Genomic DNA, 24610 nt, shown 5'->3' on the forward strand with positions numbered 1-24610 from the left:
TCCTACCCGGTCAGGGCACTTCTACCGTCGACCACTCATAAACGTTCTTATTGCGCATCGATACTAATTCGATCGTGCGGTGTTGCAGTTGCTTTTCCGCCTCGGTGGCCGGATGCCAGCTGGGCACCGGCTCGGCTTTGCCCTCTTCGGCCACGACCATAATCGCAATCGATTGGGCCACCGGGCGCAGGTCACGTTGTTCTGGTTTGCCACTCCAGGCGCGCACCACCAGATACATTGAGCGCTCCGTGGTGTGTACAATACGGGCTTCGATTTCCACGACGTCGCCAACGTACACGCCGTGATAGAACTGCACCCCGCCCGCAAACACGGCGACGGCAGGTTTGCCTGCCCAGCGTGAAGCACACACAAACGCGGCCTCATCCAGCCAACTCATCAGCGTCCCGCCCTGGAGTCGGAACCCGGGGGTTACCTGGGCTGCGTGGGCGATAAAGCACAGCAGCACGACTTCGGCGGTGGTTTCGGCTGGGTCCGGAAAAGACACTTGACCCAGCGCGTCTTCACCGCGGGCGTGTTCAATCGAGCGGGCCTTGGCGACCTCGCGGCGCTTATGGCCAGCCTCGGTACGCGGTTCCCAGGGCTTGACCTGTTTGGGGTGACCTTTGGCATCCACGGCCTCGTACACCATGACCACCCAGGTGGCCACGGTCGGCTCGCCGTCGTCATCCAACACTTCTGGCAGGGTCAGCCTGCCTTGGACGTGCACTTGCGTATTTTCAGTGTAAATCAGACGCGCCTGCGCAGTGATCTGCGTATCCACAGGCACCGGGTGCCCGAATTTCATGTTGCCTATATAGGTGGCCTGCACATTCGAGCCTGCCCAAGTGGCGGCGGCAGCATAACCGACCTTATCCAGCCAGCTCATGACCGTACCGGCGTCCACGTATCCTGAGGGATGATCATACGCTTCAGCCCGGAAGTGGAGGGTAATCGAACTTCGCGAGCGCATAATCCCTAAACTACCACCTGCGATGTGTGCACAATAGAGACATGTCCTATTCTGCATCGCCTTCAGCTAACCGCCCAGATCACTTTTCCACAGCCGTCACGACACGCGTTGCCACGGCCGTAGAAACCTTGGGCTATCCGACCCTCGTCGACTGGGCCATGCGCCTGTTATCGCAGGAAACTCCGCCCAACGCCGAACACGATCCCGACATTAAACTCCTCGGCGGCATGGAAGCCATTGAGCCCTACATGGCGCGCGTGTGGGCCGGCCAAGCGCTGCTGCACGCGTGGCACCACAAAGCCGAGGACGCCGTCGTCGTAGCACTTGATGACGACGACTGGCAGGTTCGCGAAATCGCCGCCCAACTCGTCGCCCGCCATGAACTCAAGCACGTCGATAAACTCGTGGAACTCCTCACCGACGATGCCTACCCGCACGTGCGCATTGCCGCCGCCCGCGCCATTGGTGTGACGGCGACACCGCAGCACGACGTGGCCATCGATCGGTTGCAGCGGCTCGTCATGGACCCCAATTCCTTCTTATCCGCCGCCGCCGAAGATGCCCTGGGTGAGATTGCCAAACGCCACAACCGGCCGGATCTGGCGACCGCTCCGCGATACTGAGGTGCCACCGCTCAAAGCCTCGTGAAGGTGTAACCCGCCAGCACCGTTCGCCGTGGCTGTTTCCCATGGTGACGCTGAAGCAATAGGGCTACAATAGAGGCCACGCCATTATTTTGAAGAGCCGACCGCAAAACACGTTCTATGTAGATTTTGGAGGCGAACCTGATGGCGAAGAAACACACTAACTCACCCGTAAAACCGAGAACCACCTTCACGGTGCAGAAAACGAGCTCCCCTAGCTCCCCTAATGCAAGCAAACATCCGTTAGTCCACGAGGCGATTATTGGGAACAGACGACGCTGGGCAGCATGGCAGGATTGGCTCAGCGTTGGACTCGGTCTCTACTTAGCCTCAGCGCCACTCTGGATCCCAGGCGTACCTGCCGTGCTGTTCGTGACGCTCGGCGTTTTGGTCATCGTGGCAAGCGTGTGGGCAGGGACTACCGCATCCTCCACGTTGGCTGAGTTCGTGAAAATGGTGCTCGGCGCCGTGGTCATCGTCTCGGCCCTCTTTAACGCACACGTCGAGGAACGCACCGCGATGATGACTTCCTGGATGGTTGGCGCAGCACTGATTATCCTGTCAGTGATTGCTGCGTATCGAAACCGCTCAGGCAGATCAACGACCAATCCACACGAATATCAGTATGTATAAAAAACCCGGCGCTATTATTATCCGCTAGACAAGTGGTACCCACCAATGGGTACCACTTCTTTTATGCCTGAACGAATCAGGGGCCATTAATACGCTGAAACCGAGCACACCTACCTGCATGTGCGCATCGCAGCCGGCCCGGTCAGGTGCGTGACACTTAGCTCATGTAAAAAATGCCTGCGACCGTGTCTTCCAAACCTGCGGGAAATTATTAAAAGCTGATAGATATCCACAATAGAAAGAACACACCGGTCAGACATTAGCAAAAGATGTTATCAATCTGCTTCTTAATCGCCAAAGTGTTAAACAAAATGCATCGCCACCATTGCCTGTGGAGGACTTTTTGGATAGAATGGATCAGAACAAGAATTCTTAACAGTCACTGATTCGAACTGACTGATTGCTACAGATGCGGTCGAGGAACACCGTTACCTCAAACTCATAAGCTGTTGTTCGCTGAGAGGACCATGTCATGGACGCCACCGCATTATTACCCGATGTCGGTACCGAGGTGCCGCTGCCGGATCACGCGGATCTGTCATTTATTGACGATCTAAGCTTCACGCAGTTGGCCTATGTGACGTTAATTTTCAAAAAACGACTCGCCGCGCGTGCTGCAGATCCTGCGACTTTCGATGAATTCGCCCAGTACACCTTGGCTGCGGGCGAGGATTGGTCAGGCTTCGTTCCCAGCTCCACTTCACCCATAGGCCCTACGGTCAGTGATGCCCAGGTAGTTGAAGATGATCCAGATAAATCAGTCGCAGATCACAAGATAGACAACGAACAGGGTTCCCCTGTCCCGAACCCACCGATTCCAAAAAGTCCGGAAAATGTTTGGGATACTATCCCGGTCTTTGCTGAAATCACTCGGCAAATGGAGAGCTCACAGGAAGCTGTCGTCACCCATTTCTGTCGCCAAATTCAGCCGGCATTTTCTGCTCAGCCCGAGTATTTCGGCAGCCCTATAGGCGTCGTGGCCTATAAAAACAGCACAGAATACTTCAAAGAAGTCCTGCGATTCTCCCGAAACAAAACTAAGCAGCTACATGCTCGCCAAGAGTATGTGACGTGGAAACCCGGCATCAATCCTTCCGCAGAGGAGAACCAGCCGAAGCTTCCGAAGCTCGCTGAAGCTTTCAAGGATGGGCAGATCTCGGCAGAAAATTTAGATCGCATCATTCGGATGGATGAGGATCTCACCAGATACACCAATAAGATCGGTGCTGACTTAGGCTACAAAGATGCGGCGCTGGTAGCGTTTGAATCGACGCTCGTGGAAGCGGCGGAGACTTCAAATCCTGATGCATTCAATACTGCGCGGAAGCGCTGGGCCGACACTATTGCCCATCACATCTGTTCTGACGGTCCACCGCTGGCAGAAGCTTTGCGTAAAGAAGGCGACAACGTTCTCCGGGATGAAGCCTATTCCGATGGTTCCGGGAAAGTCTGGATGCACTTAACACCACCAGCGTTTGCTGAATATAAGAGCTTCGCCATTGAGCAACTCAGCAATAATGGCGCACCCGTAAAAATCGACGAGAACCTCAAAGCGTTTCTGTTTCGCCAAGGAAAAGAGCAAGCAAAACCACAAAGTGACTCCTCAGCTTCGCAGAATCCCACGGCAAATAATGCATCGTCAGCATCCGCACAGGAGTCAAGCACCGGAGAATTCGACGTCGATCCACTCTATGATCCAGATGCACCGAACTTAGAAGACCTACAAATCGATCAAGATCCAGCTGACGTCGTTGCTGAAGACTCGAATGGCAATCCCGTCACTCAAGAAGAGCTCAACGATCTGGAGGAGCTAACTCCGGGACAACGACTCGGAGCAATATTTCTTGGACTATTCAATGCCATACGCAAGATCCCTCCCGAAGAACTGGCGCTCAAGCGAGCACACGGCGCTGCATCAACACTGCATATTGTGCAAGATATCGAAACGGCCTACGAGACACTAGAGATCGGGGCACTCCCCGAAAAAGTCCGCAGGCCCCGAGGTCCCAACGGAATTGACCCACCACTGATTAGATGCCCGAATCCTGGCAGTTCGAAGCAGGGAACCTGCAACGACCCCACGCATCAAAGTGGCCAGAGTCCGCCCCCATGGACAGGGTTCATCTCTGAGGCCATCAATTTCGGTTCCGTCCGGCCTCAGGACATAAGGATTCTGACCTGCGACTCCGAAATAGTCGGACAGATCTGGAACAAACATCACAGCATTTTGGACCAGCGGCGTACCAAACGATTCTTCACCAGAGCACAGCGACAAGCAATCCTCGCACGCGATCGCGGGTGCCAAGCTCCAGGATGCACTATCGTGGCAGCCCTGTGCGATATCCACCACCTTGAACCCTGGGAGTTTGGCGGTCAAACAGATATCGACAACGCTATTTCTCTTTGCACCTACCACCACGGGCAGGTGCACAACGGCAAATGGACGATCCGCACCATTGAGGGCACCCACTACTTCCAACCCGCACCGTGGTTAGATCCCTATCAACCGCTGCTTCGCAACATCCAATGGGCACTCTGAAACCAGTACCCACATGCACATACCTATCGTTGTGGACGGCCCTGGGGCATTTCATTGGGGGCAACAGCGGGGAAGGGTTTGCCGTCGTTGTATTTATCCTCGACGCGCTGGACTTCTTTCATGACCGCACGAATAATGAACTGGCTCAGCGAGCGGTGACCTTCGGCAACCATCGTATGCAGGACGGCACCGCGTAGGCGAGCCGTGTCCTCGGGTTCCTGATAAAAACTCACCTTATTGGGGTGTCTACGAGGCGATGTCTCCGGGTGCTGCAGCACCTCTTCATTGACCTCTTCTGCCTCGGCTTCAACTTCTTCATCAACTTCCGGCTCAGTAAACGGCGTTGGAATAGCGATACCAATGTCGAGCGCACCTTGGCCGGCTGCATCTTCGTCCTGCGCCACGACGGTCTGCTCTACCGGTTTTTCGGCCGTTTGGGTAGGCTCCAGATCGAACAGCATTGCGTGTTCAAGCGGCTCAGACATAATTCACCTATTGAAAAATCGACGACGGGCGGGGTCGCTTAACACTCTAGAGCCAGAACCGATGCAAATCTGTCAACCTCGGCTGGTGTGGTGAGCATACCAACCCTATTACCGGCCAGTAATCTGCTTTACATTGGACACCATGCTCGAATGCGAGTACTTCACCTCAGGTCTCTGCAACGCGTGTTTGTGGATCGATTCTGCCTACTCAGAGCAGATGATCCTAAAAATTCACGCGACCAAAGAGCTCCTGCACCCCGCCTTCCGCACCGAGCATCCCGACCAGCTGTGGCTCGACCCCGTTACCTCACCCCGATGGCGATATAAGAATAAAGCCACCATGACCGTGTCGGGCACCTCGGATATTCCGATCCTCGGGGTACTGCCCGAGGGCGACGACGTCGGCGTCGACATCACCGGGTGTCCGCAATTCCCCCAAGACATGGAATTCGTATTCGCTGCGATTCAAAACATGGTGGCCGCCGCCGAAATTCAGCCCTACCAGGCATCGACCAGCACCGGCGAACTCAAGACGATCGAGGTAACGATCTCCCCCGCCAATGAACTGATGTTACGGTTCGTGGTGCGCACCGGCGCGGCACTCACCCCGCTGCGCACATACTTACCAATTCTGTTAAAACCACTGACCAAGCAACGGCTCCCGGCGCGAGTAGTGAGTGTGTGCATCGAAGACGACGACGAATACGCCCTGCACGGCAAATACTTAACCCTGCAATTTGATGACGTGCCACTGCAGGTCACTGCGACGTCGCATTTCAGCACGAACCCGCACGTGACCAAATACCTCTACCAGCAGGCCCGGGCATGGGCCGATGGGGTGGGCGCCAATACCGTCTGGGACCTCTTCAGTGGCGTAGGCGGCCTGGGGTTGTCGATGGTGCGACGTAATACGCCGGACCCCCTTACGCTGCGGGCGGTCTGGGGCGTTGATGCGTGCGAGGACTCAGTGCGTGCGGCAAATATCACCGCCCATGAAATGGGCTACCGGGACCTAGCGCGATTTGTGCCCGGTGATGCGGCCCGGCTCGATCGCTACGACGTAGCAGATCTCGCCGTCGTCACACCGCCGACAGCCGAAGGATTGTGCGCGCTGGTGCCGCAACTAAATACGACCGGACCCAAACACCTGATGTATCGCTCATCCCACCCGGTGCAATTGGCCGAAGATCTGGTGAAATTGAACAATTACGTACCTGTTTCTGCCAGACTTTTTGACATGTATCCCAACACTCCCTATGCCGAAACCGCCGTGTTACTTCAGCGCAGTGAGCGCTAGGAGCTCTTCGGTCCGCGCCGGGATCGGCCTAGAGTGGAACAGTCCAGCCAACTGACAGCAAGGGGTTCGTTCATGGAATTTCATCACCCAATCGTGGCAGCGCCAATGGCCGGCGGACCGTCGTCAACCGCACTGGCTCGAGCGGTTGCCTCCACGGGCGCGATGGGATTTCTGGGAGGCGGCGGCAAGAGTGCAGCCCAACTGGTTGAGGACTATCGGTCTGTGGCTGACGCCGGCCGAGTTGGCGTGAACCTCTTTGTTCCGGATGCGGCCAATACGGCGGTGGATCCGGTGGCCAGCCGCGCACAGCGCACCGAAAAGCTGGCGGCGTTTCGCGAAAAGCTCCTCCCGTTTGCCCAACGGCTCGGTGTGGAGCTCCCCACGCTCGAGGAGGCCGGGGCGAATGTCTTGGGCGATTGGGACGCGAAGATCAAAGCCGCGAGCCAATGGCCGATCGTGTCGTTTACTTTCGGTCTACCGGGACCGGCAGTCTTTGAGGGGCTGCAGGAGTCTGGTTCGCAAGTTGGTGTGACAGTGACTTCGGTAGTTGAGGCACGCAATGCGGTCGATCACGGCGCGGACTTTCTGGTCGTGCAAGGCCCGGAAGCCGGCGGGCACCGCTCGGTGCATGATCCGCTGGCTGTGCCAGAAGACATCCCGCTGCTGGAGTTGTTAGCTGCGGTGGACGACGTCGTCGATGTTCCCTTTGTGGCCGCTGGTGGGATCGTTACGCCCGAGCAGGTGCATGAGGTGCAGGAATATGGGGCTGCTGCGGCGTCGGTTGGGACGGCGCTACTGCTGTCGGATGAGGCCGGAACGAATCCGGTACACCGGCACATGTTGCAAGAAGACCGCTCTGGGACGACGCGGTTGACGCGCGTGTTCTCGGGTCGGGTGTCGCGATCGTTGGTCAACGAGCTGATGGAGCTCGATGCGCCCGCGGCATACCCGGAGGTCAACGCACTAACGGTGCCGATCAAACGGGCCGCAGCCCAGCTTATGGACCCGCGCTCGACCCACCTGTTTGCCGGAACCGGGTATCTGCACGCGCGGACCGGGCCGGCCGCTGATATCGTGCGCTGGTTGGCGGGCGAGGAAGCCTAACTCAATGCTCGCTGCACCGCTGGCCGAGGTACGTGGACGCACAAAATCGTCTTCGAGGATGACGCGCGAGCAGCAACCCCGCCCTAAGATGAGGCTTCGTGAAGTTCTTTGACCGGATCACCTACCTGTGGCGCACCTACCCGCGCACCGCTGACGGCCTGTTCATCCTGCCGCTGCTGGGGCTAACGCTGCTAACGTCGGCCAGTACGCTAGCCTCAACGACGTTTCCGATCTACCTGCACCACTGGCCGGACTGGATGCTGCAGACCATCGTCGTCGTTATCATGGTGTTCCACATGGCACCGTGGGTCATTCGTCGCACCAATCCGGTGGCCTCCGCGGCACTTGTGGTGGTCGGCTCGCTCATTCACCTGGTTCTTGGCCCGGAGCTGGTGCCGACGATGTTCATGGTGCTGCTCACGGTGCAGAATTTAGCGCATATCGGCCCGCGGTGGGCCTCGATTGCTGGGTTACTCACGGGCCTGGCCGGGGGACTGTTATTCGGCGCCGCGATAGCCTTTATCCCCCACGTCATGGGGCCCGGCGGGCAGAACGCCGGTGACATCTTGGAGCCGATTGGGTGGGAAGTCGGGGTGGTCATGAGCATCCCGTCCATCGCGCTGGTAGTCCTGGCCTGGGCGATCGGCAATATTCAACGCACCCGCAGGGTCCGCCTGGAAACCCTCCAGGCTCGCGCACAACAGTTAGCCGTGGAAGCCCGACAAGAACGCGAACTGGCCGCCGCCGATGAACGCAACCGGATCGCCCGCGAGCTCCACGACATCGTCGCTCACTCGCTGCAGGTTGTGATTTCGCAGGCCGACGGCGGACGGTACGCGGCCAAAACCCAGCCCGAGATTGCCGGGCAAACCCTGGCAACCATCGCAGACACCGGCCGCGATGCGCTCAACCAAATGCGCCGACTGCTGGGCGTGCTGCGCGATACCGACGACGCCGATACCGCACCCCAGCCGGGCCTGGCAGAGCTACCCGAACTCATCGAAACCGTGCGCCTGTCCGGGCTGCACGTCGAGCTAAACGTGACCGGTCAACCGACCGAGCACCTGCCCGATGGCGCCGAGCTTGTGCTCTATCGCGTCATCCAAGAGGCCCTGACCAACGTAGCTCGGCACGCCGGACCGCACGCGAGCGCGACCGTGACCCTGCACTGGCGCACCTCGGGGGTCGCGGTGACCATCGACGACGACGGCGTGGGCGCCACCGAAACCGATCAAGCCGGCCAGGGCCTGGTGGGCATGCGCGAACGGGTCGCCCTGTACGAGGGCATACTGGAGGCCGGACCAAAGGCCGGCGGCGGGTTTCGCGTGCACGCCCATCTGCCGTTTCACGGCGCGAACGGATAACGAGGACAATAGAATCCATGCAATGTGCTCACCAACCCATTAATGTGGCGATCGTCGACGACCAAGCGCTGATCCGCTCGGGGCTGTCGATGCTGATCACCTCGCGCGAGAACCTGCGGGTCACCGGCGAAGCCGCCAACGGTCAGGACGCCGTCACCTCCGCGCACGTGTTGGCCGCCGACGTCGTCCTCATGGACGTGCGCATGCCGGTCCTGGACGGGATCGCCGCCACCCGGGGGTTGCTGGAACGCAACGACGCGCTGAAAATCATCGTGTTGACCACGTTTGACCTCGACGAATACGCCCTGGATGCCATTGACGCCGGAGCCAGTGGGTTTTTACTCAAAGACGCTCCGCCCGAGCAACTGCTGGCCGCCATTGAATCGGTGTATCACGGGGATGCGGTCATCGCGCCCTCGACCACCAAACGCCTACTCGAACACCTGGTCAAGCCCAAACGCGCGACGTCGTCGTCGAACCACGACGACGAACTGGCGGCTCTGGAGAGCTTGACGGCCCGCGAGCGCGAGGTGTTGGAAGCCATGGCCGATGGACTGTCCAACGCCGAGATCGCGGACAAGCTGTTTGTCTCTGCGACGACGGTCAAAACTCACGTTGGTCGGGTGCTGACCAAACTTGGGGCACGCGACCGGGTGCAGGCCGTCGTGTTCGCCTACCGCACCGGGATTGTGTAGCGCCGCGGCGGCTGGGCGATAATGATCGCATGGAACCACGCAAAGGATTAAACGATAAAGACTTAGCAAACCCACGCCGTGCCAAGCCGGCCACCGTGGGGATGACGCTGATGTTGATCATCGGCGCGATAGTTATGGGAACCTCGCTGGCGCTGAACTTTTTCACCGGCAACTTCTATGTGGGCATCTTTGTGGTCGGCGTCGCGCTGATCGGTATCGCCGTGGCCTACCTGGTGGTCAATGCATTTAAGGACGACGCCGGAAAGACTGAGTAATTCGCCTCAGCGGCATAGCCCTAGCCCCTCACACTGGGTAATGTGAATCACAGTACCGATCACGAGTGGTCATCCAAGCCAATCGGCTCACGTAAGGGAGCAGAACGGTGTTTGACGGTGAGGAAATTTTCGTTAGTACAGCGACAACCTTAGTCCTGCTGTGCCTGTATCTGTTGCTGACCAATCTCACGGCGCCCCTTATATACTTCAGTCTGAAACCGCATAAGCCGCGCACGTTTTCCCAGCGTCTGGCCGATCAAAGCACGTATCAATCCATCATTGTGCCGGCATTCGGTGCACTCGTCACGGGCCTACTCGTGAGCCTATCAGCATCCTTTTTCTATACGGGCATCAGTAATGACCTCAATTGGCAGCTGGTCGTGGGAAGTTGGTTATTCTTTTTCGCGGCGATGACGTTTCTTTTGACGGCTGTTTATATTCTCCGAATCCAACCGTTGAAAAAATCTCACCCAATACCCGCAAGGGACAGTGCTACATTGGGGCGCCGCTGCTTTCCGACGACGCTGATATGACCGGGGAGCGTAAGACCTCTGCGCATTACAGTGGGGTAAGCCCGGGCAGCAGGAAGTACGCCATGATGCCCCAGATGAGAGTGCTGAACGCCAGAACCGGTAGGGTCACGGCGAGTAGGCGGCCGCGGGTCACCTCGGGTCCGGCGTCCTGCATTGAAGTGCCGCGCGAGAGTTGATAAGCCAGTTCGATACGTGCCGGTGAGGCGATGGTCCCCCAGCAGCCGGCCGCGTTATTCATCGCCATCGACCACTGCGGGTGGATGTCGAGTTGGTTTCCGACGGCGACCTGGGTTGGGCCGAACATCGCGTTGGTGCCGGTGCCCGACGCCGTCATATACCCGCCCAGCGCACCGACCACCGGCATCAGGAACATGTAGCCCGCGCCTAGCGAGGCGAGGGATTGGGCCAGGGTTTCAGCGATGTGGCCGCCCTGCATGACGACGCCGAACAAAATGTACAGCGCGGTCGGGATGCCGGTGTTGAGCCAGAGTTTGAACGAGCTGGCGGCGAATCCTGGGGCGGGTTGTTTGTATTGCAGCAGGGCGACGGCGACTCCGGCGAATGCGTAGACGGCGGGGCTGGCGATGACTTCGGTCCACCAGGTGGTTTCGAAGGGCGACGAGACCACCTGACCGGCGATGGTGCCCAAGACCAATACCGCATAGGGCACGATCGAGCCGCCGGGTCCGGGGAGCAGTTTGCCTTTGCGGACCACCAACAACCACAGGATGGTCATGACAGCGGAGGCCACGGCACCGGCCACCGGGGTACCTAATAGCAGGTTCGAAACCAGTACAAGCATTGCCAGCCCGAGGCCCGATGCCGCACCAACGGCGAGATAGCCGATAAGTTTTGGCCCGCGGACTTTTGCGTGCCGGGCGGCGATGAATGCGGTGACGATCCTGGAAATGATGACGGCCGGAATATTCACGACGGCGGTGGCTAAACCGAATTCGGTCAGTGGCTGACCGGCCAGTTCGGCACCGAGCAAGGTGCCCGGGCCCATGGATCCCCACGGGCCGATGACGATGCCCATGAGCGTGATGAGCGCGGCCCGGTAGGCGGTGAAACCGAACGCCAATGTGAGCGGGAGGCCGATCAGTAGTGAGACCCCAAAACCGGTCACCGATTCCATAAACGGCACCACGCCATTGGCCATCATCAAGGCAGAACCTAGCGTGGCTCCCCCGGCCGATAGCCAGTCGGCAAGTTGTTTTTGGGCTCCGGTGAAATCCATCACCCGGGCAAGGGTCACGCCTCCGCCAATGATGGCGAGGACTTTGAGCATCGTCGTCATGGATCCGCCGACCGCGTCGGTGATTTCGGTGGTGTGGGCATTTAGCACCCACAGGCCAACGGCTATTGCGGTCAATACTCCGGCAACCGGGGGAACCCAGGCGGGCAGGCGGGTCAGCAACAGTCCGATCACCACGAGGATAGGGACGGCTGCCAGCACAACGGTCACAAGGGCCTACCTTTCACGAAACACTCAGCACACCATCCTACGCGTACCAATGACAGGTTGATGTGCGATAACCGGGTGATGGCGCGGTGGCGGTTTAGATGAATAAATATGACGCCCCGTGAAGATTCTGGTCAGAACGTTTGGAGCCGAGGCCGCAGGGCCCTAGGCTCGAGCACTACAACATTTGACTAATAAGTTTCGCCTCACTGAAACACTTTGAAGGTTGGTCTCTTATGATTCTGACAGGTTTAGCCGTCGGCGCCGTACTGGGGATTGTCATGCAGCGTGGCAGGTTCTGTGTCACCGCCATGATGCGTGACATCTTTATGCAACGCACCTGGCGCACGTTCGTGGCGCTGCTGGTGGTCATTTCCGTCCACGCGGTGGGCATCGCGGCCCTGACCTCAACGGGTGTGATCGCCCCGGGCCAGAGCACGTTTGCCCCGGCAGCCGTCGTCGTCGGTGGGTTTTTATTTGGCTTGGGCATCATTCTGGCCGGTGGTTGTGCTTCGGGAACCTGGTTCCGTTCGGCCGAGGGCCTCGTGGGCTCCTGGATTGCGCTGGCCATGTATGCGGTGTCGGCTGCGGCGATGAAATATGGTGCCCTGGCTGGTTTTGATGGCTGGATGAAGAGCTGGGATTCCGGGTTGACCACCATCCCCGAACTGCTGGGTGTCTCACCGTGGTGGTTCGCGATCGCCCTGTCGGTTCTGACCTTCTTTTTGGTGCGGTGCTTCCGCGCCCAGGACGCCAAGCGCCCCAAACCGGCACGACTGACCAACCAACCGGCGTGGAAACGTCCCCTGAACCTCTACACCGCCGGTGCACTCATTGGGCTCATCGGCGTGATTGCCTGGCCACTGTCGGCGGCGACCGGTCGCAACAGCGGGCTGGGGATCACGACCCCAACCGCCAACACCCTGCAATACACGGTCACCGGTGACGAAGGTTTCATTGACTGGGGCGTGCTGTTAGTACTCGGACTGCTCGTGGGCGCGTTTATCGCCGCCAAGGCAACCGGTGAATTCCGGGTCCGGATCCCGGATGCGACAACCGCCGTCCGTTCTGTTGGTGGTGGCCTGTTGATGGGTGTGGGTGCCACGCTGGCCGGTGGCTGCACCGTAGGTAACGGTATGGTCCAGACCAGTTTGTTTAGCTTCCAGGGGTGGATTGCCCTGCTGTTCATCGCCGTCGGGATCGGCGTGGGCGCCAAGTTCTGGCTCAAGCCAGCCACCGCGAAACCCGCCAAGACCCCCCAGACCTACACCACCGACGACAGCGTGGGCGGCACGGCTGGTACCCCGGACGCCGTTGCCCTGAACACGGCGCCCGCAGCCAACACCGCCGTCGCCACCAACTCCGGACTATCTGGAATGTCGATGGCGACCGGACTGATCACCCTGCAAGCGCCCGAAGAAAAAGCCCGGCATCTGGGTAATGGATATTTCGCACTGGATTCACTCGGTGCGGTCTGCCCGTTCCCGCTGATCGAAGCCAAGGACGTCATGGCTGATTTGGACGCCGGACAACACCTGGTGATTGACTTCGACTGCACCCAGGGCACCGAAACCATCCCGCAGTGGGCCGTGGACGACGGCCACGAAGTCACCGATTTCCGCGAAACCGGCGAAGCATCCTGGCAGATCACCATCAAAAAGGGTGACCTGACCGGCTAACCAACCAGGTCACCTCGCCCTTCAAGACGTGCGTGCAGTGCTGTTCAGTTGGTTCGAGAAGCCGCCGATTGAATGAGGTCGGCGAGCTCTCGGGGCCGACTCCACATCGGCCAATGCCCCGTCGGGAGGTCGATGACGTCGAGGTGCTTGAGGTTCGCGACTTCGGCAAACATAGGATGGTCGGCTTCGGCTAGCTCCAACATCTGCGCGCTCGGCATCGAGCAGCACACCAGGGTGGTGGGGACTTCGTGTCGGGCCTCGTTCGTGAGTTCGACGGGCTGACGCAGCACGGGGCCAGGCTCAGGGACTGCTCGAGCGCGAAAACGCTCAAGGGCCTCGGTGCTCAAACCTTCGAGACTTACCTGCTGGGCCAGGGCGTCGAAGGATGGCAGCGGAAGCTCCTCCACCTCCTCCGGAAGGTCTGGTGCGAAAATGGTTCCAGTCGCCATGGGGCCGGAGTCGACCCACACTACTCGTTGGATGAGCTCAGGGTGCCGATCCAGGACGATGCTGACAGGGGCATTGGCCCCACTATGCGCGACGAGCGTGACGGGGTGAGCCTCGGAGCCCTCGAGTTCAGTGATGACGTCCAGAACCGCTGCAGCTTGATCGTCGAGGGTCTTGGTCGCCCGCTCGGGATCGTTGGCATCTAGACCAGGCAGGGTCATCGCATATGCACGAACGTGGTCGGCGATGAGATGTTCACGGACTTCCTCCCACGCCCAAGCGCCCAGCCAGTGGCCGGCAATGAGGATGATGGTCGGCTTGCTTGTAGTATCTGTCATAGCACCATCCTCGCAGGCACTTCGGACAAGGGTATGTCATCATTTATGTCATGAATTTGACGGAGTCTGAACTGTGAAACGACTCGAACGGCTCCATGCGCTCTCCGAGATGTTACGCCGCAGCGGCGCGCGCGGAATAACTGCTGAACGGATGGCAAAAGCATTCGAGGTATCCATTCGCACCATTAAGCGAGACCTCGATGCGTTAGAGAACAGTGGTGCGCCGATATGGTCTCGCCCAGGACCGGGCGGTGGCTATGGATTAATAGGCGGCTCCCTGCCACCTGTCAGTCTGTCGCCAGCGGAAGCAATGGCGCTCATGGCAGCCGTGTCCGCTGCACCTGATGCCCCCTACGCCGATCTGGCAGCAGCGGGTATCCAAAAGATCTTCAACGTCCTCGATCCCACAACCCGAGCACGCGCTGACGAGCTAGCCCACCGTGTCTGGGTCAACACCCCTCCCTCCGCTTCGCGCGCCATCAAGTCGGCGCTAGAGGAGGCGATGTCCGAGCAGCGAGTGATCCGCATCCGTTACACCTCGAAAGACGACACCACGACCACCCGGGACGTTGAGCCTGTACTGTTCGCCTCCACGAGCGGGCAGTGGTACCTCGTCGGGTGGTGCCGTCTGCGCAATGACATGCGTTGGTTCGCGGTGTCGCGCATTGCGCGCGCCAACGTCACCAAAACCGCTTGTAGTGGTCATACCATCGACGAGGTCGGAGAACCCCCGGCCAACGCCAGACCGGTTCACGGTCGGGACGCTTGAGTCACGCAACCTCCCTCCGCGGGCTACTGGAAGTAGGAGGATGTCCTCATCCTTGAGGATGACGGTACCGCCTCAAGATCGTCATGGCTGGTGATGTGCTCAACGCCAGCTCAACGCAGACTAGAAACCATGACGACACACACCATCACCGCACCCTCTGCGGTTGCAGCCCAATCCATTACCAAAACCTATGGCACCGATGACACCCAAGTGACCGCCCTCGACGACGTTTCCGTGGCCTTTCACCCCGGAGACTTCACCGCAATCATGGGACCGTCCGGCTCCGGGAAATCGACCCTGATGCACTGTCTCGCCGGGCTTGACACCGTGGATTCCGGGCAGGTGGCCATCGGCAAAACCGTCATCACCGGGATGAGCGACCACCAGCTGACCATCCTGCGGCGCAAACACGTCGGATTTATCTTCCAGGCATTCAATCTGGTGCCAACGCTGTCCGCGCGTGACAACATCCTACTGCCCCTGGATCTGGCGGGTACGAAGGTCGATCAGGCGTGGTTCGACCAGATCATTGAGGTCCTGGGATTAGGCGACCGCCTGGCGCATCACCCCCACGAATTATCCGGCGGGCAACAACAACGCGTCGCCGTCGCGCGGGCCCTGCTGACTCGACCGGACGTTGTCTTCGCAGATGAACCCACCGGCGCCCTGGACTCGGCAACCGGGACCGAAGTGCTGCAATTGCTGGCACGTTCGGCTCGCGACATGGGCCAGACCATCATCATGGTCACCCACGACCCGCATGCTGCCGCCTATGCTGACAACGTCGTCCTGCTCAAAGACGGTGCCATCGTGGGCCGGGTCGAGGACCCCACTGCCGACACCGTGCTGGCCGCTCTGGCAGAACTGGGGGCCTAAGCATGTGGAAACTTGCCATCAGCCAGTTGAAATCCCACCCGCGCCGCTATGTTGCGGTCCTGCTGGCGATCACGCTGGGCACGATGTTTCTGGCCGGCTCGCTGCTGGTCACATCCTCAGCCAAAGAAACCACCAAGCAAATGCTGGGTGCAACCTACGCCAACGCTGACCTGCTCATCACCGCAGAGCAAGACGCGTATCTCGATCCCGAATCGGCGTTCTATGATCAGGTCGGCTGGCTGGAGCATCCCGGCGACTTAGAAACAATCAGCGGCGTGGCGGAAGTGTATCCACTGCTGCAGGTCGGAACCGGACTGGTCCTGCCCGAAGATTCTGCCCGGCGCGGTAGCTTCGACGCCGACGCCGACTTCCTACTGGCAACCAATACCCCGGATGACACTTCACTGCTGTCCACCCCCATCACCGCCGGCACGCTACCGAGAGGCGACACCGAAATCGCCGTCGACACCACCGCCGCAGAACGCCATGAGCTAACCGTCGGCGATACGGTCACCCTACGAGGCCTGATCGAGGACGACGAAACCGAGTTCACCGTCTCGGGGATCGTAGACACCTCGGGCGACCCAACCGCGATCGGTGCCATGGCTGCCTACCTGACCCCATCGGCGCTTGCAGCATTCACCGGCGATGACCCGATCTACACCATGGGGCTGGTGCGTGTCGACGGCGACCTTGACGCCGTCCTGCAGCAGATCACGACCGCCCTGTCCGGGGTGGCCACGGTCAACACCCCGGAAGTCCAGATTTCCGAATCCCTGATCAACAAGCTCGGGTTCGACGCGATCACCGTGGTGCTGGGCAGCTTTGCAGCTATTGCGCTATTGGTCATGATGCTGGTCATCAACAACACCTTCTCGGTGCTCGTCGCCCAGCGCACGCGCCAGTATGCGCTCCAACGGGTCCTGGGTGCTACGCGCGCACAAATTCGCAAATCCGTGCTGGCCGAGACCCTATTGATCGGGATCATCGGTTCGGTCATCGGGATTGTCGCAGCGATCGGGCTGATCTTCGGGCTTATCATTCTGGCCCAGCGCTGGGTTGCCCGAGCGACCTTCGCGATCGATGCCACCCTACTGTGGGTGTTGCTGGCCGGAGTGCTGATTACCGTGGTCGCAGCCTGGGCGCCCGCGTCCAAAGCCATGCGAGTCTCCCCGCTTGCAGCCATGCGTCCGGTGCCAGCAGTGACCGTGGGGTCACAAGCCGGGATCGTTCGACTCGTCCTCGGCGCGCTCGCGCTCATCGGTGGGACCGCCGTCATGCTGCTCTTCGCGTTCCACGGCGACATTGGGATGGCCATCCTCGGCGGTGCGATCTCCTTCTTGGGCGCACTGCTCTTAGGCGTACTCTTCGTACCGGCTGTCGTCTACGGCCTGGGCTGGGCGCTGCGCCCGATCGGCGTCCCCGGCAAGATGGCGCAGTTGAATTCGGTGCGTAATCGATCGCGTACCGCCGCCACCGCCACGGCCTTGATTATCGGTACCACACTGGTCGCCATGATTCTCACGGGCGGCCGAACCGTGCAGGAAAACACCGACCAGCTCCTAGCCACCAGCTTCCCGGTGGATGTCTATGCTGAACTGTCCGACATCGACCCGGCAGATAGCCAGCGGCTCGAGGAAACCACGCGCGCCGTCGCCACCACTCCGGGCGTCGCCGCCGCTGTCCCACTCACCCCGGTTGCTACAACCGTTGACCAAGGAGAACACGTCATGGCCGGTGATCCGAAACGTATCGCGCAGATCTCGGCAGCACTCACTGAACAGGACGCCGCAGCACTGGCTGATCCTGGAACCGTGCTGGTCTCAAATCGCTATGACTACGAGACGCTGACGGCCCAGACTTCCCAAGGTCCGGTCGAATTAGACGCCGTGCAATCTGAACTGTCGTCGGTCACCGCCATCGTCTCCACGGCAACCGCTGCAGCGTGGGACGCCGAACCCCTCGGCCCCGCAGTGGCGTGGATAGCAGTCGATGACCCCGAAATGTCCGCCACGGACATGCAGGACCTGATCACCTCGATGGCTTCCAACGCCGAAGTCTCTGCCGGAAACTTTGAATCGCCACTGATCATCCGGGCTACCTACCAGCAGATCATCGGCACCGTCATGCTTACCGTGGTCGGTCTGTTGGCGATCTCCGTGCTCATCGCCTTCGTGGGCGTTGCCAATACGCTGGCCCTATCCGCCCTTGAACGTACCCGCGAAAACTCGCTCCTCCGAGCGCTCGGACTGACCAAACGCGGCCTGCGAGCCATGCTCAGCTGGGAGGCCGTACTCATTTGTGCGGTCGGCGCCATCCTGGGTTGCGCGCTGGGGATGTTTTACGGCTGGGTCGGTTCAGTGGCGATCTTTACCCCGATCCTTGAAGACCAGGCAGATACTTTGGCCGTCTCCTTACCGTGGGCCGCAATCATCGGCATCATCGGCACCGCAGTGCTGGCCGGGCTCATCGCTTCGGTTGCACCCTCGCATCGAGCCGCCAAGCTCTCTCCCGTAGAAGGGCTGGCCACCGCCTAAGCAGTCTTTGTAGACATTTTTGGTCACAACATCCCATCGGCCTGGACCTCGAAACTCGGGGCGCCGATGGGGTGTTGCACTGCTTAAGATGATGCTAAAACGGTTTCGAAAGCAGCCCGAACCGGAGCCGGAATGGGCATTGCGGCCTGTTCTTTACTATCAAATACGACGACGACCGCCTCGACGTTGACACAGACTTCACCGTGTTGCACCAGCTCGTGCTGGAGCACATACGAGGTATTTCCGATCCGGGAAATCCACACGTTGACGGTCACACTGTCCTCATACATGACAGGACGTAAAAATTCGGTGTGTGCCGTTCGCAGCACCATATCCAACGGGCCGTCCCACTGTGTCTGCTCTTGCAACTGGTAGAGCGCTCGAATACGCGCTTCCTCAACCAGCGTCATGATCGTGGCGTTGTTAACGTGGGCCAGTAAATCTTGATCTGACCAGCGAAGTTGGATTTCGATGGACAGCGAATGCTTTGGTGCATTGGACACAGCGGCTCCTGAAATTCGACAAGAAAATTTGTGGCTGACACTACACTAACCCGATCGCGCTGCCGAGTCGTCAAACCCCGTATCCGACACCTCCAAAATGTCTAGACACGCAGTAATAGTTACTCCAAAGTAACGACATTCAACTAACCATCAACATGCCCAGCAAAACAGCGCGGTTGAATCATCAACTTTCGCAGGATCATGCCTTAGTTGAATCTTTTATCGTTAAAATCTTTCATCGAACCATTCCACTATTACTGGATCACCGCTAGTCTTGACATATGAACGCGGAGAGTCCTCGCAAAATATGACAGCATGCCCCTCCGAGCGATGTGTTCTCTACCTCAGGCTGCTTTCAGCTGCCTGGGTTGCAGTACGATCCGCGTTTTTATAAAACACTCTTCACCGACGCTTACACCTTGAAGGAAGGGGAAGAATATTGTCAGGTAACCCAATCACTGTTCGACGTCTAGCGGCTTCGGACGTGCTCGACAATGTTCTCTCGCAGGGTGGCGGCACCGTCCTGGTGGATGGCCTGGCAGGAATGGGCAAAACCTATTTCTTGCGCGAACTCGCCCAACAAGCCAGACATCGCGAGCTCTGGCCGGTGACATTTCTGGCTGCGGATCGGATCGAACGCGGCGAGCCTTATAGCTTCATCGAACGCTTCCTCGCGGCCGGGTTCGACCCGGACTGGGATTTTGAAACCGAAAGTAAAAAACAACCGCTCTCCGTGGCACGGTCCTGTGTGCGACATTTACTCGACGCGACCGGCCCGCAACAGGGGCACATCATTCTCATCGACGACGCCCACTGGATCGACGACGAATCCACTCGTGTGCTGCGCCATTTGATTCCGCGGGTGAACCGACGCAATATTGCGTTTGTCTTGAGTGCCCGGACACCCCACGAACCCTCATCAATCGGGCAGTTTTTAGCCGAGTCAGCTGCCGCCAATCCGCAAGATCTGCACATTGAGATTGGCCCGCTTCAAGAAACTGAGATTCGCGCATTGGCCATGGATCGATTTGGCATGATGATTTCACCGAACAACGCCGCCGAGCTACAGCGAGCCACCGGTGGTGCTTTTATCGGTGTTGATAGTATTTTCAGCCAGGTCACGCCCGAAGAGGTTAAGCAGCTACACCGCACCTGGGAATTTCCAATCCGCGATGTCGCAGTTCAAAATCCGTTGCTGAGTTCCTTCTACGAGCTGGATCTGCAAGCTCAAACCGCAGCCCAAATTGTATGCCTGGCGCAGCACGAACTACCCCGTGAGATGCTCTTGGCAGCACTAGAACAACTCGGCCTGCCCAATAAGATCCGCGGTGCCATCCAGGCCGGGGTGATTCGGGAATCCGGATTTGGCAGGTCCATCGTGCCCAAACACGATCTCATCGCGTCTGCGGTGCGTTCCACCGTCGAACCACCGTTTCGGCGCAGAGTGCATCGGGTGTTAGCTGAGTTGACCGACGGGTACCGGTCGGTGCGCCACATGTTTATGGGGGCTGAGTCGTGGAATGAAACCCTTGAAGCGCGCGTCGAAGACTACGTCACGGAAGCCACTGAATTAGGCCAATTTGACCATGCAACCGAGATTCTGCGGATGGGATTAGATCTCGCGGAGAACTTTACCGTGCGCCAACGGTTGATCACCGACCTCGTGTTGATCAGTATTCGAGCAAAGTCAGGCTATCGGTGCCTTGATCTCTTATCCGAGATTGAGAGCTTCCCGCACAGTATGCTGCGAGAATTCTTAGCACTGCTGCTGCGGATATATCTCATCGATGAGCCCTACCCCGAAGACCGGGCCAAACAGGTGCTGGAATCGCCAAGCGAAACCCCTGATGAAACCGCGCTGCAAGGGTATCTGTCATTCACTCTCATTGTGATGATGATGCGCAGCCCTGATCGTCGTGCCGTGTTGGATATGATTCCAATGGCCCGAGACTTCATCGCCAAGGGCCCCCAAGACCCCGAAGAACTGTTGGATCGCCGCTTCGCCTGGATGGTTGCACCAGAAGATTTCCTCGTCCACCTGGACTGTCTGGAACTCATTCAGTGGAATCTGGATGGGCGGCATCAGGATGTCCGCAGAAATTACCCGACATGATGCAACGAGTGGCAATCCTGCCACCCAACGGCACCAAGATTGACTGTCTCACCATGCTCGCGGGACTCGCCATGGCGCTAGGCCAAACGGTCCGGGCCCATGACATGGCCAATCAAGCCATTGAGCTGTTAGATCGCGGCACCTTGGAGTCATGGTCCAACGCGACGCCACGCATCATTCAAGCGCACTGCTTCTTATTATTCGGCAAATATAACGAAGCATCCAAAGCCCTGGACCATTTCGAAGAAATCAGCCACCACACTCTTGATCTCGAAGCGCGCCTGACCGGTGCAGCACTTCGCGCCAAGATCATGACCATAACCCAGCAAAGCGATCCCGAACCCTATATCAGCCAAGCGATGCGTATCTGGGATTTCGCGTGGGAACACTACGGCCGCGATCTGTCCGTTATGGCAAAACTTGAATATGCTCGGGCTACCGGCGACGATCAAGCCATTCTAGAGATCACTTCGCGCCCCGAGGTGCGAAATATTGGGACGACGATACACGGCTTTTTGACCTTCCGAGTCCACTGCCTCATTGACGCTGGTGAACTAGATGAAGCCGAACAGCTCATTGACGAGTTGTCGCAGCGTCGCGGCACCACCTGGTTCGAACACTGGGGCACCCTGGACTGGCTCAAGGCTCGTCTGGCACAGGCCCACGGCCGACTTGATGTCGCCCAGCAACACTATAAAGCAGCACTGAAGCACCAAACATATCCGCTGACCTGGGCGCTGACGAACCGTGACTACGGGGTCTTCCTGTTTGAACAACATGATTTCGAAAAAGCCGAAACCATGCTGCGCCAGGCCGTCACCACGCTCGAAGACATCGGCGCTACGGCCTATCTGCCAGCAGCGCGCAAGGAATTGGATACTGCAATTGAACAAAACCGTCAATCACGTAAAGACGTCTTGACGAGTATGACCCAACGCGAGCGGGAAGTCGCCGAGTTGTTAGCAGATGGCCACTCGAACCGGTCGATTGCCGAGCGGTTAGTGGTCTCACAGTCCACCGCGCGCTTCCACGTGTCGAATATCTTGCGCAAACTGCAACTGACCTCCCGTGCGGAGGTCGCCACGCTCTTCCACGAGTCGCAGCGTGCCCGCGCGTCCGAGGAATCCGCGACAGACTAAGCGCACCCCCAAACTGGCCCACCGATGGTGGGCCAGTTTTTTGTGTCTTCAACAGACCTGTGCGACGTCCTCACGCTTTCCTGTTCAAAACCTAGCCACGCGCCCCACGAGCCGTCGCGGAGAACAAACAGCGGACTGGTCATAGCGCTAGTGTTCTGTCCGCTCGCGGCTCATAGTCTGTGAGTCAGCTGAGGTTCCAGTCGATACTCACTTATCGCTCAATGCGCGCAGACTGCGAATCTCCAGTGCTCGTCATCATTCATCACCAAACGGAGAGGTGGCTCCGCGTGCGACGACCTGCGAGGGACACTGGGGTGTGCAACAACCGGAAACCGTTCCGGAAATCGGTTGCCACCCTCTTTAGTGCAGCCCTGGTTTTCACCGGGCTGACAGGTGGCACCGTGTTTGCTTCCGCATCGGAGTCCGAGTCGACCACGGTTGAACAGACACCACGTCAAACCTCCATGGTGCCTGTCACTCCAGGCACGGATGATGCCGACGACGCACCAGCAGAGGCCCCGCAGTCTGCTGCGCCACAGCAGGAACCGCGTCAGGGCTCGACGACCGCGTCTCCGAAGAAGAAGGACCCTACGACCAGCGCTTCTCCATCTGCTTCGGCTGCAGAATCCGAAACGCCCGACGAAGAAACCGAAGTCGAACCCGAAGAAACTGAAGCAACCATCACGGTACAGGTCGGTGGCAATCAGTCGGGTCTGGCGGGAGTCTCGCTGCGTCTCTATACCGGTGGCGCGTCCGGTCCGGCGGCCGCTGTTTCGGGCGCCTGGGCCCAATGTACTTCGAATGCTTCGGGGAAATGCTCCTTTACTATCCCGGACACCCACCCGGCCACGGATGATTATGAGCAGGGCGACAACTACGATCAACGCTTCTGGGTAGTTCAAGAGTCCGCCCCCTCCGGTTGGTACGCCAACGCAAAACTGGGGCTGCGTTCCGAGACACCGTACCGGTTCCGCACCGGGCCCGCCTTGCGCGCTGGTGAAACCTATAGTTCCGGCAGCGACTTTATGCGCACCGACGGTTCATCGGGCACCTGGCAAAATTCGCGAGCCAATCCGTCCGCGTCGCTGAGTTGCCGCCCCGGGGCCGACATCGCCTTGGTCTTGGACCGCTCCGGCCCGGTTGGCAACGCGGCAGTCCAGGCCATGAAAAAACGCCTGGCGGGCAGCAACTCCACGGTCACCGTCATCGACGGTGGTCTGGGACAAGCTGCCAAGGGCTCGTACGACTTGGCAATTGTGGTCGGGGCCGGGGCCAAAGCCAACAGCTTTGCCGACATTGAGCACACGATCCGTTCGGCCAATGCGGTCAAAGCCCAGGGCACGCGCATCTTGGCGGTGGGGATCGGCTCGACCAGTGCGGCCAATCTACGCGCCATCGCAGGCACGCAGACGTCGAACTCGGCGTCCTACACCGGGGCAGATGTTCATACCATCGGCATCGGCCGGCTGCCCATGCTGCTGGACTCCGTCGCCGATCAGGTCGCCTGTGAGACCACCGTGCAGATCACCCAGCAACGGACCGCTTACGGCGAAGAGGCCGAAACGGCCGGTTCCGGTTGGGCGTTCACCGCACAGGCAGCCAATGCGACAGTGTCTCCGGAGGCCACCCAGCAGACCGGTGACCAGGGCACCGTGTCCTATACGGTCGATCTCGATTCGGCGAAATCCACCAGTCTCACCCTGCGTTCCGTGTTGACCGACCAGCAGCAAGCCAACGGGTGGGCCGCCAAGGACGCCACCTGTGAGATCAACGGTGACCCAGTCACCACCGGCAAGGCCGCAGCTGAGCTGACCCTGACGCCCGGCGACCGTGTTGAATGCACCTTCCACGCCGCACAGACCCTGGATTCTGGACTGAAGATCTCCAAACAGGCCTGGGGTAGCGAAAATATTGGCGGATTAGCTGATGCACCCGAGATTCCTCGTGGCAGCTCGGTACCCGCCGGCACAACTGTCACCTGGACCTACCTGGTGACGAATACGGGGGAAACTCCGCTGGACGACGTCGTCGTCACAGATAGTCAGTTGCCCGATGACGACATTGACTGCCCAACCGACATGTTGGAAGTGGGCGAGTCGATGACGTGCACTGCCTCGGGGGCGGTGACGGCCGATCACTAAGTGCTTCACGTTGGCTCTTATGTGTCGTGCTCGCGGGCAACAAACGTATCCGTAGCACTTTTCTCAT

At 59.1% G+C, this 24610-nt stretch carries 21 protein-coding genes; 16 read left to right on the forward strand and 5 right to left on the reverse strand.

Translation table 11 applies throughout. From position 1 onward, the window contains the following. Positions 1-10 precede the first annotated feature (10 nt). On the reverse strand, positions 11-970 hold the full coding sequence (locus FB556_RS02470) for an acyl-CoA thioesterase (protein ID WP_170200332.1): 960 nt from the start codon (positions 968-970) through the stop codon (positions 11-13). A gap of 41 nt (positions 971-1011) precedes the next feature. Here FB556_RS02470 and FB556_RS02475 point away from each other — a divergent pair, with 41 nt between their 5' ends. The 3 genes from FB556_RS02475 (at position 1012) to FB556_RS02485 (ending at position 4786) form a co-directional block, all read left to right on the forward strand. Beyond that, positions 1012-1593 carry a HEAT repeat domain-containing protein gene (locus tag FB556_RS02475; protein WP_141864435.1) on the forward strand — a complete coding sequence of 194 codons (582 nt, stop codon included), beginning with the start codon at positions 1012-1014 and terminating at the stop codon, positions 1591-1593. A 165-nt stretch (positions 1594-1758) separates the two neighbouring features. Next, positions 1759-2247, forward strand: a complete 489-nt coding sequence (locus tag FB556_RS13495; protein WP_141864437.1) for an SPW repeat domain-containing protein — start codon at positions 1759-1761, stop codon at positions 2245-2247. Between the two features lie 472 nt (positions 2248-2719). Beyond that, entirely contained in the window at positions 2720-4786 is a 2067-nt protein-coding gene (locus tag FB556_RS02485) for an HNH endonuclease signature motif containing protein (RefSeq protein WP_141864438.1), read from the forward strand. Between the two features lie 23 nt (positions 4787-4809). On the opposite strand, the gene FB556_RS13375 is transcribed toward FB556_RS02485, so the two are convergent. Then, positions 4810-5271, reverse strand: a complete 462-nt coding sequence (locus FB556_RS13375) for a ParB family protein (RefSeq protein ID WP_246057166.1) — start codon at positions 5269-5271, stop codon at positions 4810-4812. Between the two features lie 142 nt (positions 5272-5413). Between FB556_RS13375 and FB556_RS02495 the strand changes: the two genes are divergently transcribed. From FB556_RS02495 to FB556_RS02520, 6 genes are all read left to right on the forward strand, one after another. Next, complete coding sequence (locus tag FB556_RS02495; RefSeq protein WP_141864440.1) at positions 5414-6568, forward strand: class I SAM-dependent methyltransferase; 1155 nt, start codon at positions 5414-5416, stop codon at positions 6566-6568. Between the two features lie 72 nt (positions 6569-6640). Next, complete coding sequence (locus tag FB556_RS02500) at positions 6641-7672, forward strand: nitronate monooxygenase (RefSeq protein ID WP_141864442.1); 1032 nt, start codon at positions 6641-6643, stop codon at positions 7670-7672. Between the two features lie 98 nt (positions 7673-7770). After that, positions 7771-9036, forward strand: coding sequence for a sensor histidine kinase (locus FB556_RS02505; RefSeq protein ID WP_141864445.1), 1266 nt, complete (start codon positions 7771-7773; stop codon positions 9034-9036). Positions 9037-9053: 17 nt separating this feature from the next. Continuing rightward, the gene (locus tag FB556_RS02510; protein WP_141864447.1) at positions 9054-9731 is read left to right on the forward strand and encodes a response regulator; all 678 of its coding nucleotides are present in this window, start codon (positions 9054-9056) and stop codon (positions 9729-9731) included. A 29-nt stretch (positions 9732-9760) separates the two neighbouring features. Then, positions 9761-10006 carry a hypothetical protein gene (locus FB556_RS02515; protein ID WP_141864449.1) on the forward strand — a complete coding sequence of 82 codons (246 nt, stop codon included), beginning with the start codon at positions 9761-9763 and terminating at the stop codon, positions 10004-10006. Positions 10007-10113: 107 nt separating this feature from the next. After that, positions 10114-10539: a hypothetical protein gene (locus FB556_RS02520; RefSeq protein ID WP_141864450.1), complete on the forward strand. Its 426-nt coding sequence runs from the start codon at positions 10114-10116 to the stop codon at positions 10537-10539. Between the two features lie 25 nt (positions 10540-10564). Here FB556_RS02520 and FB556_RS02525 read toward each other — a convergent pair whose 3' ends face one another. Further along, complete coding sequence (locus tag FB556_RS02525) at positions 10565-12004, reverse strand: L-lactate permease (protein WP_141864452.1); 1440 nt, start codon at positions 12002-12004, stop codon at positions 10565-10567. 233 nt (positions 12005-12237) lie between these two features. Here FB556_RS02525 and FB556_RS13785 point away from each other — a divergent pair, with 233 nt between their 5' ends. Beyond that, positions 12238-13680 carry a YeeE/YedE thiosulfate transporter family protein gene (locus FB556_RS13785; RefSeq protein WP_141864454.1) on the forward strand — a complete coding sequence of 481 codons (1443 nt, stop codon included), beginning with the start codon at positions 12238-12240 and terminating at the stop codon, positions 13678-13680. Positions 13681-13724: 44 nt separating this feature from the next. On the opposite strand, the gene FB556_RS02535 is transcribed toward FB556_RS13785, so the two are convergent. After that, complete coding sequence (locus FB556_RS02535) at positions 13725-14465, reverse strand: alpha/beta fold hydrolase (protein ID WP_141864455.1); 741 nt, start codon at positions 14463-14465, stop codon at positions 13725-13727. A 73-nt stretch (positions 14466-14538) separates the two neighbouring features. Between FB556_RS02535 and FB556_RS02540 the strand changes: the two genes are divergently transcribed. The 3 genes from FB556_RS02540 (at position 14539) to FB556_RS02550 (ending at position 18647) form a co-directional block, all read left to right on the forward strand. Next, positions 14539-15234 carry a helix-turn-helix transcriptional regulator gene (locus FB556_RS02540; RefSeq protein WP_141864456.1) on the forward strand — a complete coding sequence of 232 codons (696 nt, stop codon included), beginning with the start codon at positions 14539-14541 and terminating at the stop codon, positions 15232-15234. A 129-nt stretch (positions 15235-15363) separates the two neighbouring features. Beyond that, positions 15364-16110 (forward strand): ABC transporter ATP-binding protein, encoded by a 747-nt coding sequence (locus tag FB556_RS02545; protein WP_141864457.1) that lies wholly within the window; start codon positions 15364-15366, stop codon positions 16108-16110. 2 nt (positions 16111-16112) lie between these two features. Further along, entirely contained in the window at positions 16113-18647 is a 2535-nt protein-coding gene (locus FB556_RS02550) for an ABC transporter permease (RefSeq protein ID WP_141864459.1), read from the forward strand. Between the two features lie 83 nt (positions 18648-18730). On the opposite strand, the gene FB556_RS02555 is transcribed toward FB556_RS02550, so the two are convergent. After that, positions 18731-19150 carry an acyl-CoA thioesterase gene (locus tag FB556_RS02555; protein WP_170200334.1) on the reverse strand — a complete coding sequence of 140 codons (420 nt, stop codon included), beginning with the start codon at positions 19148-19150 and terminating at the stop codon, positions 18731-18733. A 439-nt stretch (positions 19151-19589) separates the two neighbouring features. On the opposite strand from FB556_RS02555, the gene FB556_RS02560 reads away from it, so the two are divergent. From FB556_RS02560 to FB556_RS02570, 3 genes are all read left to right on the forward strand, one after another. After that, complete coding sequence (locus FB556_RS02560) at positions 19590-21263, forward strand: AAA family ATPase (RefSeq protein WP_170200335.1); 1674 nt, start codon at positions 19590-19592, stop codon at positions 21261-21263. Beyond that, on the forward strand, positions 21260-22402 hold the full coding sequence (locus FB556_RS13600; protein WP_141864464.1) for a helix-turn-helix domain-containing protein: 1143 nt from the start codon (positions 21260-21262) through the stop codon (positions 22400-22402). The genes FB556_RS02560 and FB556_RS13600 overlap by 4 nt, the downstream gene beginning before the upstream one ends. A gap of 287 nt (positions 22403-22689) precedes the next feature. Then, positions 22690-24543 carry a DUF7507 domain-containing protein gene (locus tag FB556_RS02570; protein WP_170200336.1) on the forward strand — a complete coding sequence of 618 codons (1854 nt, stop codon included), beginning with the start codon at positions 22690-22692 and terminating at the stop codon, positions 24541-24543. The last annotated feature ends 67 nt before the right edge of the window (positions 24544-24610 follow it).

Source organism: Enteractinococcus coprophilus, assembly GCF_006716305.1.
GTDB classification, from domain to species: Bacteria; Actinomycetota; Actinomycetes; order Actinomycetales; family Micrococcaceae; genus Yaniella; species Yaniella coprophila.